The organism is Massilia sp. IC2-476, from assembly GCF_020707295.1.
In the GTDB taxonomy this organism is placed as follows: domain Bacteria; phylum Pseudomonadota; class Gammaproteobacteria; order Burkholderiales; family Burkholderiaceae_D; genus Telluria.
In genome coordinates this window covers 89,108-104,072 of the sequence record NZ_JAJFER010000002.1, presented here as the reverse complement: position 1 = coordinate 104,072, position 14,965 = coordinate 89,108, and the positions used below count along the sequence as shown (strand labels likewise).

The window sequence follows — 14,965 nt, the reverse complement described above, 5'->3', positions numbered from 1 at the left end:
GCGATGGGGCAGCTCTTCGCCATCGCCCGCTTCGAGGCGCGGCAGCGCCTCAAGCTGCTGTCGACCTGGATCTACTTCGGCATGTTCCTGGCGCTGGCGATGCTGTGGATGGCGGCCGCCGGCGGCGCCTTCAAGGACGCCCTGGTCACCTTCGGCGGCCGGGTCCTGATCAATGCGCCGCGCCAGGTCGCGCTGACCGCGTCCTTCCTCGGCTGCTTCGGGGTGATCGTGGTGGCGGCCGTGATGGGGCGCTCGGTGCAGCAGGACTTCGAATACGAGATGCAGCACTTCTTCTTCAGCGCGCCGATCCGCAAGGCCGACTACGTGCTGGGACGCTTCCTCGGCGCCTTCGTCACGCTGGCGGTGATCCTGTCGAGCATCGTGCTGGGCGCCTGGCTGGGCAGCTTCATTCCCGGCATCGAGCCCGACCGCGTCGGACCCCACCACGTCTCCAGCTACCTGCTGCCCTGGCTGCTCACGCTGCTGCCGAATACCTTCATCTTCGGCTCCCTGTTCTTCGTGCTGGCCGCGCTGTCGCGCCGCATGCTGCCGGTCTACGTGGCCAGCATCGTCATGATGATCGGCTACATCGTGGCGCCATCGCTGGCGCGCGACCTCGACTACAAGACCCTGGCCGCCCTGATCGACCCCTTCGGCACCACGGCCCTGATCCGCCTCACCGAATACTGGCCGATCGCCGAGCGCAACGCGCGCCCCGTGATGCTGGAAGGCGTCTACCTGGTCAACCGCCTGATCTGGCTGGCCTTCGGCCTGGTGGTCCTGCTGCTCGGCTACTGGCGCTTCCACACCACCGGCAACCTGGACCCGCGCCACAAGAAGGGCCAGGGCCAGCAGCTGGCCGACACGCTCGCCGGCCTCGCTCCCGGCAGCCTCTCTCACTCCGCCGTCGACACACGCGAGCGTCCCGACTTCGAGCGCCGCAGCCTGGCCGTGCTGCTCGGGAAGTCGGTCCTGTACAACCTGCGCGAATCGTGCCGGAACGTCTACTTCCTGGCGCTGGCGATCGCCGGCGCCCTGATCCTGGCGGCCAGCTCGCTCGACCTGGGCTCGATCTACGGCACCAATACCTATCCGGTCACCTACATGGTGCTGGAACTGATCCGCGACGTGTTCGCGCTCTACATGCTGGTGGTGACCACCCTGTTCGCCGGCGAGATGGTGTGGCGCGAACGCGAGGCGCGCATGTCGCAGATGCTCGATGCCATGCCGGCGCCGACCTGGCTGCCGCTGGCCGGCAAGACCCTGGCGCTGGTCGGCCTGCAGGCCCTGCTGCTGCTGATGGCGATGGTGGTCGGCATGCTGATCCAGCTGTTCAAGGGCTGGTTCGGTCTCGAGCCGGGCCTCTACCTGCGCTTCCTGTTCACGGTGCTGCTGCCGCAGTACGTCCTGCTGGCGGCGCTGGCCGTGGCGGTGCAGGTCATCGTCAACAACCGCTACCTGGCCTACTTCATCCTGATCGCCCTGTACCTGGTCTTCACAACCGCCGCGAGCATTGGCTACGACCACCCGATGCTGGTGTACGCCGGCTCCCCATCCTTCACCTATTCGGCGATGAACGGCTTCGGCCACTACCTCCTGCGCGAGCACCTGTTCCAGCTGTACTGGAGCGGCCTGGCCCTGATGCTGCTGGTGGCGGCGCGCGTGCTGTGGGCGCGCGGGGTGGACAGCGGCTGGCGCGAGCGCCTGCGCCTGGGCCGCCGCAACCTGACCCGGCCGGTGCTGGCCGGCTTCGGGATCGGCTTCCTGATCTTCGCGGGCACCGGCGCGCTGCTGGCCTATGAACTGCACGCCGGCCGCTTCCAGACCAGCGCCCAGCAGGAACGCCAGCGCGCCGAATACGAACTGCGCTACCGCCGCTACGCCAGCCTGCCGCAGCCGCGCATCACGGATGTGAAACTGGCGGTGGACATCCATCCCGAGCAGCGCAGCCTGCGCGTGAAAGGGACCTACCAGCTCGAGAACCGGACCGGCAAGCCGCTGCAGGACGTGATCCTGTACCAGGATCGCCGCGCCAACCTGGAATTCAACCTGTCGCAGCCGGCGCGTCCCGTGCAGGCCGATCCGGAGCGTGGCTTCTACCACTTCCGCCTGGCCGAACCGCTGGCCCCGGGGGCACGCATCGCCCTCGAATTCCGCGTCAGCTACGTACCCGGCGGCCTGCTGGGACTGGGGCGCGACACCCCGGTGGTGGGCAACGGCAGCTTCTTCACCAATGAGCTGATGCCGCGCATCGGCTACCAGCCCGCCGTGGAGCTGACGGACGACCGCGACCGCAAGCGCCGCGGCCTGCCGCCGAAGGATCCGATGGCCGCGCGCGACGACCAGGCCGCACGCGCCAACAACGGCCTGGGCGTGGACGCCGACTGGATCGGCTTCGATGCGGTCGTCTCGACCAGCCCGGACCAGATCGCGATCGCTCCGGGGACGCTGGAGAAGGAGTGGATCGACAAGGGCCGCCGCTGGTTCCACTACCGGATGGACAAGCCGATCCTGAACTTCTATGCGATCCAGTCGGCGCGCTACGAAGTGCGGCACGACCGCTGGCAGGACGTGACCATCGACGTGTTCTACCACCCGGGACACGAAGTCAATGTCGAACGCATGATCCGCGGCGCCCAGGCCGGCCTCGACTACGCCTCGCGCCGCTTCGGCCCCTATCCCTTCCGCGAACTGCGCATCGTCGAGTTCCCGCGTTACGGCAATTACGCCCAGGCCTTCCCCGGCACCATCCCGTTCTCGGAAAGCATGGGCTTCATCGCCCGCATCGACAACGATTCGCCCAAGGACATCGATTATCCGTTCTACGTGAGCGCCCACGAGACCGCGCACCAGTGGTGGGGCCACCAGCTGGTGGGTGCGAATACGCGCGGCGCTACCGCGCTGTCGGAAAGCCTGTCCGAATACACCGCGCTGATGGTCATGAAGCGCGCGACCGGCGGCCAGAAGATGCGCCGCTTCCTGCGCTACAACCTGGACGCCTACCTGATGGGCCGCGCCACCGAGCGCCGCAAGGAGCTGCCGCTGGCGCAGAACGAGAACCAGGACTACGTCCACTACCGCAAGGGCAGTCTGGCGCTGTACCTGCTGCAGGACCTGCTCGGCGAGGAAGTCGTCAACGGCGTGCTGCGCGGCCTCCTGCAAGAGCATGCATTCAAGGCTGCGCCCTACCCGACCGTGACAGTGCTGGTCGACGCCCTGCGCAAGGTGACCCCGCCGGACAAGGCTTACCTGATCGACGACCTGTTCGAGCACATCGTCCTGTACGAGAACCGCGCCGACAGCGCCACCGTGCGCCAGCGCAAGGACGGCAAGTTCGAAGTCACGATCAAGGCCCATGCCGGCAAGGTGCGCGCGGACGAACTGGGCAACGAGAAGCCGGTGCTGCTTTCGGACTACATCGAATTCGGCGTCGACGACCGCAACGGCAAGCCCCTGGCGCGCGAGCGGCGCCTGGTCGACCGGGCCGCCCAGACCGTCACCCTGGTGGTGGACGCGCGACCGGCGCGGGCGGGCATCGATCCTGACAATAAGTTAATTGACAGAAAACCAACGGACAATATGCTTCCTGTCGACAACCCCTAAAATTAACGCTAATATTTCTGAAATATTACGTCGAGGAATATCATGTCGAACCTGGTTGCCGAGATCGCCGAAAAGATCCAGCTGCTGAACGCAGAAGAAAAGCATACCTTGATCCGCATGCTGATCCAGGACATCGACGGTCCCGACGAGGACGCGGACGAAGCCTGGCGCAACGAAGTGGTGCGCCGCGTGAAGGCGATCCGCAATGGCGAAGCCGCCATCCGCGCCCTGCAGGAATGGCAGGAGTAAGCACCCGATAGTGCCTCGAGCGCTCACGATGAAACCGCGGCCTGGCCGCGGTTTTGCATTTCAGACCCTTGATTGCCAGGACCGCCCGATGAAACGCCTGTTCGCCCTGTTTCTCCTGTTCGCCTGCATGCCGGGCCATGCGGCCGCGGAAGGCCCTGCTGTTGACGCCAGGCTGTCGGCCCTGCAGCAGCAGTCCTCGCTACCGGGATTCGCCGTGGCCGTGGTCTCGAACAAGGGCGTGCTCTACCAGCATGGCTTCGGCCTGGCCGACCTGCAGGCCAAACGCCCGTACACCCACGAGACGCTGCAGAACGTCGGCTCGGTCAGCAAGACCCTGGTCGGCGTGGCGGTGGTCAAGGCGATCGAACTCGGCTACTTCGGGCTGGACACCGAGATCAACCGCATCCTGCCCTTCAAGGTGCAGCATCCGCACACCGGCGCGCCCATCACGGTGCGCCACCTGGTGACGCATACCTCCGGCATCGTCGATGACGACGAGATCTACGGCCACTCCTACTACCTGCTGCCCCATGCGGACAAGAACAGTCCACTGTACCGGCAGTTCAAGCGCGATTTCACCCTGCCCGGCCGCGAGGACCTGAGCCTGGGCGGCTTCCTCAAGGCCTACCTGGCCGCGGGCGGGCGCCACTACCGCAAGACCAACTTCGACAAGGCCGCACCGGGCAGCGCCTATCACTACTCGAACATCGGTGCGGCGCTCGCGGCCTACCTGGTCGAAGTCAAAAGCGGCCAGAGCTTCGACGCCTTCACCCGGCGCCACATCTTCGAGCCGCTGCAGATGCGCGCCACCTCCTGGCGCCCCGATCCCGCGCTGGCGAAGCGCCAGGCGCAGGTCTACAACCGCCGCCAGCAGGCCTATCCGCGCTATGCCTTGATCACCTACCCGGACGGCGGCCTGACCACGTCCGCTGCCGACCTGGCGCGCTTCCTGACGGCGATGGTGCAGGGTTACAAGGGGGGAGAGAACGTGCTGAGCAAGGCAGGCTTCACGCTGCTGTTCGATCCCCAGTTCGCGCCCGACGCCCTGCCCGAGGGCAGCCCGGCGGGTGAGCCGAACAGCGGCGTGTTCTGGCGCATCCGGCGCAACGGACAGGTCGGCCACACGGGGAGCGACCCCGGCGTCACCGCCTTCATGTTCATCGACCCGGCCAGCGGCACCGGGCGCATCCTGATGACCAATACGGAATTCAGCAGCGACGGCGAAGAGGACGATCCGAGGGTCGTCCAGCAGTTCAGGGGCGTATGGAAGGAGCTGGGCGCGGTGCGCTAAGCTTGGCAAGATAGCCTGCGATCATCTGGGCGATCTGCTCCGGAACGGTGTCGCTGCGGCGCTTCATGGCCTCGCCCGGGATCGCATTGCCGGGCGAGCTCAGGATCGGGCCATCGGCGGTCTGCCAGTAAGTAAGCCGGAGTGGCGAAGCCCGGCCTCCCCCCTCGCCCGGATCGACGATGGGTTGCAGGACCAGGACTTCTCCCTCCATACGTGCGCGAAACGCAAAACCCCCGATCACCCGCACGTGCGGCTTGAGCTTGCCTTTGTCGGGACCATCCGTGGCCGCCTTGGCAGGTGACGAAACCCCTATCGCGCCGGTGCCATCCCGGAGCAGGTAGAGTTCGGTCTGTCCGGTGGTGCCGGCGTACAGCGATTCGGCGGTGCTCCAGACGCCTGCTATATGAGTTGGCATCTGCTCGGCAGCATCGGCGGACACCATCGATGCCAGCGCAAGCGCCACGATCAGCGCGCGTTTCATCTGGCAGGCTGCGGACGCAGTACGCTGGCCTTGCCGGCATAGGCCGACACCTGGATCAGGGCGTCACGGATCATCTCCGCGGTCTTTTCCTCCACGCTGTCGCTGCGCCGCTTCATGACGATCTCGGGACGCCCCTTGACGCTACAGGTCAGGGTTGGGCCGCCGCCATCGTAACGGCAGACGAAACGCGCCTCTTCCGGTGTCGGGCTATTGCGTTCTGGCGGCATGGCCGGCTGCAGGGACAGGCGATCGCCGTCAGATGTGGCGCGAACCGGAAATCCCACCACGGCGCGCATGTTGGGGTTGATCTTGCCCGGATCGGCGATAGAAATTGCCGGAGGCGAGGAACCCGCCATGATGCCCGTGCCGTTCGCCAGCAGATGCAGTTCGCTCTGCGCGGTGGTACCTGCATACAGCGATTCCGCTGTACCCCAGACACCGACCAGGTGCCCCGGCAGGACATCGTCCGCCAATGCCAATAAGGGGCATGCCGCGGCTAGCGCCAGCAGCAGGGACTTCATCCCTGCGTCCAGTAATCGACCACCAGCGAGCGCTCCAGCGCGCCGCCCAGCGTGCCCACGAAGCGTTCGTGCGCCGGATGCACGAGATAGGCGTCGCGGTCGGCGTCGCTGCCGAAAGTCAGCGTGAAGCAGTGAGTGAAACCGTTGTTCAGGCCTTCCGGACTGACGTTGGTGCCCCACTCGTAGGCCTGGATGCCCGGGATCGCGTCGGGCAGCTTGGCGAAGTCCGAGACGACGGCATCGATCGCGTCCTGGCCGGCGTCGGCCTTGAACGCGAACAGCACGACATGGCGAAGGGATGGGTTGGCTGGCATAAGCTTCCTTGTTGTTGGGTGGTCTTACTTCGCTCCCTGGAGCGAAGGAATGTAATCGGGACTGTTCGAGATCGTATTGTGCCCCACACCCTCGATCACGTGCAGGCGCGCCACGCCTTTCGGAAAATAGGACAGCAGCGCCTTGGGACTGTGCGCGGGGATGATCTCGTCCTGTGCGGCGACCAGCAGCAGCGTCGGCGCGCGCACGCGCGGTGCGTACTGCATGGAGTCGTAGCGGTCGCGCAGCAGCCAGCGTACCGGAAAATACGGGAACTGCTGCTGCGCCAGGCCCGCGATGCTGTCGAACGGGGTGACCAGCACCAGGCGGCTGACGGGCCGCTGGCTGGCCAGCTGCACCGCCACGCCGGTGCCGAGGCTGCGGCCGATCACGGCCACATCAGGGTGCTCGCGCGCCACGCGGTCGTACAGCGCCAGCGCATCAAGCACCAGCGCTTCCTCAGACGGTTTGCCGGTGCTGCCGGTGTAGCCGCGATAGTGCAGCAGGTAGATGGCGCGGTCGGGAAAGGCCTGCGCCAAGAGCGGCAGGCTGGCGGTCACATCTTCCGCATTGCCGCCCAGGTAGACCAGGGCGCGCGGGCCCGCCAGCGGCCGCTCCGACACTTTCACGGTGGCGCCGGGCTGCTCGAGGACCCAGGTCTTCGGCGCCGGATAGGCGGCTGCCGCCGGCGGATAATAGATCAGCGAGCGCTGCAGGAGGAACAGCAGCAGGCAGGCAGCGGCGTACGCGCCCATGGCCAGCACCAGGATGACGGCGAGCGTCCTTTGCATGCGTTCGCCGGCCCCGCGACTAGTTCAGCTTGGTCATCTGGAGCGTGAATTCCTGCTCCTTGCCGTCGGCCGTCCAGCGCTGGCGCGCTTCCAGGGTCGCATCGTCGACGCGGCGCCAGGTGAATTGGCTGGGCGCGTTCACGGGCTCGAAGGCGGCGCTGTCGCCGGCGATGCTGGACGCCTTCCAGGTGAAGTCTCCCCACTGCGAGATCACCTCGCCATCCTTCAGGCTGATGGTGGCGCCGTCCGTATGCCCGGTAAAGGCGCTGTCCGGGAAGCGGTGCGACTGGAACACGGCGGGCTCCGGCCGCGTGTATTCTTCGAAGAATTCCTTGCCGTCCGGGGCGACGCCCTTCCAGCGGCCTTGCAGGAACTGCAGCTGCGCAAAATCGTCCAGGCTGAACATACCGGTCTCCTTGGCTAGGTGCGGGGAAGGCCGATTCTACCCGCAGAACCGGGCGCGCCCCCGCCAGTTACGTGACAAATCCGGGACTCGTCACGCCTCGGCGGCCTCCTGCGCTTTGGCGCCCGCGGCCTTTGCCGGCGCCTTGCCTGCACGTGGCAGTGCCGGCCGGATCGCGGGCGGCTTCGGCGCCTGCAATGCCTGTGCCGGTGCGGCCGACTGCGCCAGCTGGAAGGTACCGACCAGTTGCGCCAGCGCGCCCGCCTGCTCGCGCATCGCCTCGGCGGCAGCCGCAGCCTGCTCGACCAGGGCCGCGTTCTGCTGCGTCACCTGGTCCATCTGCACGATCGCCCCGTTGACCTGCTCGATGCCTTCGCGCTGCTCGTCGCTGGCGGCGGCGATCTCGCCGATGATGTCGGACACGCGCTTCACGCTCGCCACCACTTCGCCCATGGTGCGGCCGGCCTGGTCCACCAGGCGCGAGCCCGCCTCCACCCGCGACACCGAGTCGCCGATCAAGCCCTTGATCTCCCTGGCCGCCGCGGCCGAGCGCTGCGCCAGGTTGCGCACCTCGCCCGCCACCACCGCAAAGCCGCGGCCCTGCTCGCCCGCGCGCGCTGCTTCCACCGCCGCGTTCAGCGCCAGGATATTGGTCTGGAAGGCGATGCCGTCGATGACGGTGATGATGTCGGCAATCTTGCGCGACGCCTCGTTGATCGAGCCCATCGTCGTGACCACCTCGGCCACCACTTCGCCGCCGCGCGCCGCGGTGTCGGCGGCGCTCGCGGCCAGCTGGTTCGCCTGGCGCGCATTGTCGGCGTTCTGCTTGACGGTCGAGGTCAGCTCTTCCATCGACGAGGCGGTTTCTTCCAGCGAGCTGGCCTGCTCTTCGGTGCGGCTCGACAAATCCTGGTTGCCGGCCGAGATCTCGCGCGCAGCGGTCTCGATGGTCGCAGTGCCGGCGCGCACCTGCGACACGATCGTCACCAGCGAGGTGTTCATGTCCTTCAGCGCCGCCATCAGTTCGCCCGCCTCGTCATTGGTGCGGACCTTGACCTCGGCGCTCAGGTCGCCTTCGGCCACCTGCCTGGCCAGCTTCACGGCGCGGCGCAGCGGGATGCCGATGCTGCGGCCCAGCTGGTAAGCCATGAAGACCGCCAGGATGGCGGCGATCAGGCCGCCGCCGACGAGGGTGCGGCGCATGGCCAAGCGGGCGCTGGCGATGTTCTCCGCGCGCTGCGCCAGCAGGGCTTCCTCGTCGGCCCGCACCTGGGCCACCACGGCGCGCATGGCATCCATGCCGGCCTTGTCCCTGCCTTCCTGGACGCTTGCGACGACCGGCGCCAGGTCGCCGTCGACGGCGCCGCGGCGCAGCGCGATCACCGGATCGACGGCCTTTGCCAGCCAGTCGCGCTGGTGCTGCGCCAGCTGCTGCAGGCGGCCCTGCTGCGCCGCGTTATCAAGGGTGAGCGCGAGCGCCCGTTCGAGGTGCTGCTGGAATGCTTCCTTGCCCGCCGTGTAGGGCTGCAGCGAGGCGTCCTGCCCGGTCAGGGCAAAGCCGCGCTGGCCGGTTTCGATGTTCACCAGCGCCTCCATCGCGCCATCGACCTCGCCCAGCACCTGGTAGCTGTGCACATTGGCGTCGTTGGCGGAATCGAGGGTGGAGACGTCGGCATAGGCGATGGCGGTGACGATGCCGGTAATGCCGATCAGGATGCCGTAGCCGAGGTACAGGCGGGTCGCGATCTTCAGGTCGGAGAGCTTCATGGTTCAGACGGGTCTCGATATCGTTGTAGTGTTATGCCTGCGTGGCAGGCGACCGAATGATGAAACTGAAAGTAAGGCTGGTCGATTATTACCGGGCTGGTGCTTAATGAAAAGCAAATTGTTGTGCTATGGGGAAGGGATGCAACAGACTTATGCAGGGTAGATCGAGGAAAGAAAAAGCGCTGTCATCGCTGAGTGTGGAAATTGAACTGCTGAGCCGAATGGATGTCCAAGCTGGGTCGATGACCAGGAGGGACCATGAATGCCGCCGACTTTCGTCGCCTGCTGCGACAGGCTGGTTTGCTCAGCCGCCAGCAACGATCGCTGCTGATCGAATCCTTGCGCCCGGCGCTTGGCCTGGATCAGGTGTGCGAAGTCATCGATGGGGTCCGGCCTGCTCCCCTGTGCTGCCCCGGCTGCAGCGGCACCCGGCATTATCGTCACGGCATCGTTCGAGGCCTGCAGCGCTACCGCTGCCGTGCTTGCGGCCGCACCTTCAGCGCCTTGAGCGGCACGCCTCTTGCCAGGCTGCGCCACCGATCCAAATGGCTCGACTACCTCAGGGACATGCTCGACTCGCGCAGCGTGCGCGCGGCAGCCGTGCGTATTGGGGTGCACCGCAACACCAGTTTTCGCTGGCGCCACCGTTTTCTTGACGGGGCACGGCGCGACCAGCCCGAGCGCCTGGCGGGCATTGCCGAGGCGGACGAAATGTTCATCCTCGAATCGCAAAAGGGATCGCGCCGCCTGGATCGGCCGGCCCGCAAGCGTGGGGGGCATGCCCGTACCCGCGGCATCACTCACGAGCACGACTGCGTTCTGATCGCCCGCGACCGCAGCGGTCAGACCTGCTCCTGTATCACCGGACGGGCTGCGGTCACGGCTAGACAGCTGCACCGGCACCTGCTGCCCGTGCTCGACCCTGACGTCCTATTGGTGACCGACGGGCATGTTGCGTACCGAACCTTCGCGCGCGAGGCTGGGATTGCGCATGCGTATGTGAACCTGCGGGCGGGTGAGCGCATGCGCGGCGCCGTGCACGTGCAAAACGTCAACGCTTACCACCAACGCCTGCGCGGCTGGCTCTCGCGCTTTCGCGGCGTTGCTTCGCGCTATCTGCCGAATTACCTTGCCTGGCGCTGGGCGCTGGATGAAGACCGAATTAACGCCCCCAAGCACCTGCTGCAGACGGCAATCGCCATTTTCCACATCCAACGATGACAGCGCCAAAGAAAACAGCCCCTGCGGGTCTGATGCCGCTCAGCGCTGCAAAGTAGAGCAGCGCATCCATGCGTCGTACCGGAGATGCTCCGTACGCGCTGTGGCGCTTATTGGGCGCTCGACTTGAACAGGGGCGCGGCGAGGCGCTGGACGCGCGTCTTGCCCGACTCCCAGTTGTTCAGCACGACGTTGTCGGCCAGGGCCAGGGTCAGGCGCCATTTGCCTTCTGCATTCGTCAAGGCGACGGTTTCGTGGATCAGGACCTGGCCGGCGGGATCAAGCGCGGTATAGGCGATCATCCAGTACTTGCCATACTTGATCTTGTGGTTCAGGACCACTTTGCTGTTACCGAACAGGCGCTTCCACTGCTGCACCCAATCGGACGGCTGCTTGCCCATGGCCTTGTCGCGCTCGGCGATCTGGCGCTGCGACGCCTTGTCCCAGAAACCGGCGACCGCATCGACCTGGCCCGCCCGCATCGCGCCGATCCAGCCGGCGACCACCGATTCGGGAACGTCGTCGCGCACGCCGGCAGCCGGCCGCGTCTCGATCAAGAAGGCTGGCTGGTAGGGATAGACGGTATAGGAATGCAGGATTTCCTCGGTCATCTGGCGCGGTTCGGCCTGGCCGAGCGGGATGTTCTGGGCCGCAGCGGAGGGGGAGAGGGCCAGCAGTAATACCAGCACGGAAGCTGGAAAGAATCGCTTCATGTCACGTCTCCTGTTTGGAACGACCTTGTGAGGAATGACCGATGACGGCCATCAGGATGAGGAAAACAAGCAGTCCAAGGGTGGGCAGCAAAATCAGGAACATGTGTGCAAAGTCGGGCGGCGCCGGCGGCAGCACATCGACGATGCGACCAGACCGCCGATCCACCCACACGGCGACTTCGTTTCCGACCCGGTGGCCCTGGAAGTAAGCGGCCTGCACCTCCGACGGCGCATCCGTGCTGAGCTCCTGCGGCTGCATACGCGTGCCCCCGAGCGGCCGTACCGTCACGACCAGTATCGGCATGCGGGTAAGCTGGCCGGCCCGGCCGGTCTGCGAGAACCGGATCTGCTCGATCACGCCCCGGCGTTCCTCCACCCTGTCGTAGTCCGCGCGCTGCAGGTGATAGACATATCCCGCCAGGGCGGCGCACGCGAGCAGCGCGGCCGGCGCGGCCCAGGCAAACGCCTGTTTCACCCAAGGTTCGAGCATGGTTTCATCCCTCTCGAGGCAATTGCTAGCCGGGCGGCCGTTCACCGTCAGCGCGCTGAATGTTCCAGAAGCCGAGTTCTGAATTCGTCCGGGTACTTCCTAAATATTCTATAACGGAAACCTTATAAAGTTACCATTAGGAAATTTAAAAAAAAATGCCGTCCAGTCTCGACTGAACGGCATTGCACCCGACCCGATGGTCGCAGCGTTTACTTCTTGCTTGCCGCCGATGCGATCTTTTTCGCTGCCGGCTTGCGCACCGCCGACTTGGCCGGCGCTTTCGCCGCGGCCTTGGCGGGCGCCTTGCGCGCCGCTTTCACCGGTGCTGCCGCGCCATCGGCACCATCCGCTGCGCCATCGCTTGCGGCCGCCTTGCCTTTCGCGCCTGGCTTGGCCTTGCGCTCCTCGAACTCGAAGCTGATCTTGCCGTCCTTGCCGCGCACCAGGAAGGCCTTGAAGGCACGGCGGGTGCGCTGCGAGATGAAGCCCGGCAGCAGGTCGGTCTTGCCGTCGTTCAGCAGCTTGGCCATCTGCTCCGGCAGGATCTCCTGCTGCAGGATGATGCGGCCGCTGCGGAAGTCGCAGCCCTTCGGCTTGGCGACCGTTTTTTCGCACACATAGGCCAGGCCCATCTCGTAGACGTTGCCATTGCACTTCGGGCAGGGGCCGAGCGCGGTCTGGCCGGTGAAGTCGACGCCCTCGCCTTCCTCGCCGTCGTCCTGATCCTGGCCGAAGTCGAATTCGAGCTTGAAGTTGTTGATGTCCTCGTCGCGCACGATGCGCAGGATCGCCGCGAACGGGCGGCCCATCTTCGAGCGGAAGCCCTGCAGCGGACCAATGGTGCGGTTCTTCAGCAGTTCCTCGACCTCGGCGATCTCGAACTGGCGGCTGCCCGGCGTCTTCGACATCGAGAAGTCGCACTTGGTGCAGGCGAAGCGGCGGTAGTTTTCCTTGACCACGCCGGCGCAGTTCGGGCACGGCGTGGAGAGGGTCGCGTACTCGCCGGGAATGGTCTCGTTGTCGTATTCCTTGGCGCGCTTGACGATAATCTGGGTCATCTGCGCGATCTCGCGCATGAACTCTTCGCGCGAGATCTTCCCTTTTTCCATCTGCGAGAGCTTGAACTCCCACTCGCCCGTCAGCTCGGGCGCGGTCAGTTCGTTCACGCCCAGGCCGCGCAGCAGCGTCATCAGCTGCGAGGCCTTGGCGGTCGGGATCAGCTCGCGCCCTTCGCGCAGCAGGTATTTCTCGGTCAGCAGGCCTTCAATGATAGCGGCGCGCGTGGCTGGCGTGCCCAGGCCCTTGCCGGCCATGGCATCGCGCAGCTCGTCCGAGTCGACCAGCTTGCCCGCGCCTTCCATCGCCGACAGCAGCGTCGCTTCGGTGTAGCGTGCCGGCGGCTTGGTCACCAGGCCGTTGGGCGTGACCTTGTCGGCCAGGACCTTTTCGCCTTTTTGCACCGGCACCAGGTTGGCGCCGTCCTTGTCGTCCTGCGACTCCTTGCCGTAGATCTGCAGCCAGCCGGGGTTGGTCATCACCTTGCCCTCGGTCTTGAACTGGTGGCCCGACACTTCCGTGAAGCGGGTCGTGACCAGGAACTCGGCCGGCGGGAAGAACACGGCCAGGAAGCGGCGCGTCACTAAGTCATAAAGCTTTTGTTCCGGTTCGCTCAAATTCTTGGGGATGACGCCGGTCGGGATGATCGCGAAGTGGTCCGAGATCTTGCTGTTGTCGAAGATGCGCTTGTTCGGCTTGACCCAGCCGTTCTTCAGCACCTGCTTCGAGAACTGCTGGTAGTTGTTGGTCTCGTTCAGCGACTCCATCGTGCCCTTGACGGTGGCGATGTAGTCTTCCGGCAGGTGGCGCGAATCGGTACGCGGATAGGTCAGCACCTTGTGCTTCTCGTACAGCGCCTGGGCCAGGCCCAGCGTGTTCTTGGCCGAGAAGCCGAAGCGGCCGTTGGCCTCGCGCTGCAGGCTGGTCAGGTCGAACAGGGCCGGCGCCATCGAGGTGGTCGGCTTGGATTCTTCCGTGACCACGCCCTGCTTGCCGCGGCAGGCGGCGACGATCGAATCGGCGGCGGCGCGGCTCCACAGGCGCTCGGCGCGCTTTTCCGGATCGTTCTCGTCCTTCTTGAAGTTGGTGTCCAGCCAGCGGCCTTCGTAGACACCGGCGGCGCACACGAACTCGGCGCGCACTTCCCAGTAGTCGCGCGGGACGAACTTCTTGATCTTCTCTTCACGCTCGACCACGATCGACAGGGTCGGGGTCTGCACCCGGCCGACGGTGGTTAGGTAGAAGCCGCCCTCTTTCGAATTGAAGGCGGTCATGGCGCGGGTACCGTTGATACCGATCAGCCAGTCCGCTTCCGAGCGGCAGCGCGCGGCGTCGGCCAGCGGCAGCATCTCGTCGTCGCTGCGCAGGTGCTTGAAGCCGTCGCGGATCGCGGCCGGGGTCATGGACTGCAGCCACAGGCGCTTGACCGGCTGCTTGGCCTTGGCAGCCTGGGCGATCAGGCGGAAGATGAGTTCTCCTTCGCGTCCCGCGTCACATGCGTTGATCAGGGTGGTGACGTCCTTGCGCTTGATCAGCTTGTTCAGCACCTTGAGGCGCGACTCGGTCTTGGCGATCGGGTTCAGCGCGAAGTACGGCGGGATCACCGGCAGGTGGGTGAAGGTCCACTTGCCGCGCTTGACGTCGTACTCCTCGGGCACCGTGATCTCGAGCAGGTGGCCGACTGCGGACGACAGGATGTATTCGTCGGACTCGAAGTACTCATCGTGCTTGGTGAAGCCGCCCAGCGTCTTCGCGATGTCGTTCGCGACCGACGGCTTCTCGGCGATGATGAGGGATTTGGTCATAGTGATTCTCGGGTGCTCTATATATAAGTGGCTTTTGCCCGCGCATCATACATGCTCGCGGGCTCGACGGTCTTGAAAGCCGTAGTGTCTGAAGAGTAACAGTTTGGATTGAGCGGCCAATGATAAGCGCGATGACAGCCGCACTGCAAGTGTGCGTGTCAGGGCGATTGTTGCCATGATGCACTATTGGACACGCGCGCCGTGGGATTTCTGGCGCGTGCCGAGAACATAAACGCGGGACGACCCGGGCAGGTTCCCGGGCGCG

At 65.5% G+C, this 14,965-nt stretch carries 13 protein-coding genes; 4 read left to right on the top strand and 9 right to left on the bottom strand.

Annotated features, from left to right (window positions below; all coding sequences use genetic code 11):
* Nucleotides 1–3: 3 nt before the first annotated feature.
* The 3 genes from LK539_RS05275 to LK539_RS05265 all read left to right on the top strand — a co-directional run bounded on the left by LK539_RS05275 (nucleotide 4) and on the right by LK539_RS05265 (nucleotide 5,143).
* Nucleotides 4–3,603 (top strand): M1 family aminopeptidase, encoded by a 3,600-nt coding sequence (locus tag LK539_RS05275; RefSeq protein ID WP_227799865.1) that lies wholly within the window; start codon nucleotides 4–6, stop codon nucleotides 3,601–3,603.
* A 42-nt stretch (nucleotides 3,604–3,645) separates the two neighbouring features.
* Complete coding sequence (locus LK539_RS05270; protein ID WP_227799864.1) at nucleotides 3,646–3,852, top strand: addiction module protein; 207 nt, start codon at nucleotides 3,646–3,648, stop codon at nucleotides 3,850–3,852.
* 88 nt (nucleotides 3,853–3,940) lie between these two features.
* Complete coding sequence (locus LK539_RS05265) at nucleotides 3,941–5,143, top strand: serine hydrolase (protein WP_227799863.1); 1,203 nt, start codon at nucleotides 3,941–3,943, stop codon at nucleotides 5,141–5,143.
* On the opposite strand, the gene LK539_RS05260 is transcribed toward LK539_RS05265, so the two are convergent.
* From LK539_RS05260 to LK539_RS05235, 6 genes are all read right to left on the bottom strand, one after another.
* Entirely contained in the window at nucleotides 5,106–5,624 is a 519-nt protein-coding gene (locus LK539_RS05260) for a hypothetical protein (RefSeq protein ID WP_227799862.1), read from the bottom strand. The genes LK539_RS05265 and LK539_RS05260 overlap by 38 nt on opposite strands.
* A complete protein-coding gene (locus LK539_RS05255) occupies nucleotides 5,621–6,145 on the bottom strand; it encodes a hypothetical protein (protein WP_227799861.1) in 525 nt (174 codons plus the stop codon). The genes LK539_RS05260 and LK539_RS05255 overlap by 4 nt, the downstream gene beginning before the upstream one ends.
* Nucleotides 6,142–6,459 (bottom strand): Dabb family protein, encoded by a 318-nt coding sequence (locus LK539_RS05250; protein ID WP_227799860.1) that lies wholly within the window; start codon nucleotides 6,457–6,459, stop codon nucleotides 6,142–6,144. Before LK539_RS05250 ends, LK539_RS05255 begins: the two co-directional genes overlap by 4 nt.
* Before the next feature lie 24 nt (nucleotides 6,460–6,483).
* A complete protein-coding gene (locus LK539_RS05245; RefSeq protein ID WP_227799859.1) occupies nucleotides 6,484–7,248 on the bottom strand; it encodes an alpha/beta hydrolase in 765 nt (254 codons plus the stop codon).
* A 19-nt stretch (nucleotides 7,249–7,267) separates the two neighbouring features.
* Entirely contained in the window at nucleotides 7,268–7,654 is a 387-nt protein-coding gene (locus LK539_RS05240) for a hypothetical protein (RefSeq protein ID WP_227799858.1), read from the bottom strand.
* Between the two features lie 90 nt (nucleotides 7,655–7,744).
* On the bottom strand, nucleotides 7,745–9,418 hold the full coding sequence (locus tag LK539_RS05235; RefSeq protein ID WP_227799857.1) for a methyl-accepting chemotaxis protein: 1,674 nt from the start codon (nucleotides 9,416–9,418) through the stop codon (nucleotides 7,745–7,747).
* A gap of 258 nt (nucleotides 9,419–9,676) precedes the next feature.
* Here LK539_RS05235 and LK539_RS05230 point away from each other — a divergent pair, with 258 nt between their 5' ends.
* Nucleotides 9,677–10,639 (top strand): IS1595 family transposase, encoded by a 963-nt coding sequence (locus LK539_RS05230; RefSeq protein ID WP_227799856.1) that lies wholly within the window; start codon nucleotides 9,677–9,679, stop codon nucleotides 10,637–10,639.
* Nucleotides 10,640–10,746: 107 nt separating this feature from the next.
* On the opposite strand, the gene LK539_RS05225 is transcribed toward LK539_RS05230, so the two are convergent.
* From LK539_RS05225 to LK539_RS05215, 3 genes are all read right to left on the bottom strand, one after another.
* A complete protein-coding gene (locus LK539_RS05225; protein ID WP_227799855.1) occupies nucleotides 10,747–11,349 on the bottom strand; it encodes a hypothetical protein in 603 nt (200 codons plus the stop codon).
* Between the two features lies 1 nt (nucleotide 11,350).
* A complete protein-coding gene (locus tag LK539_RS05220) occupies nucleotides 11,351–11,839 on the bottom strand; it encodes a hypothetical protein (RefSeq protein WP_227799854.1) in 489 nt (162 codons plus the stop codon).
* A gap of 209 nt (nucleotides 11,840–12,048) precedes the next feature.
* A complete protein-coding gene (locus tag LK539_RS05215; RefSeq protein ID WP_227799853.1) occupies nucleotides 12,049–14,700 on the bottom strand; it encodes a DNA topoisomerase III in 2,652 nt (883 codons plus the stop codon).
* Nucleotides 14,701–14,965: the final 265 nt, after the last annotated feature.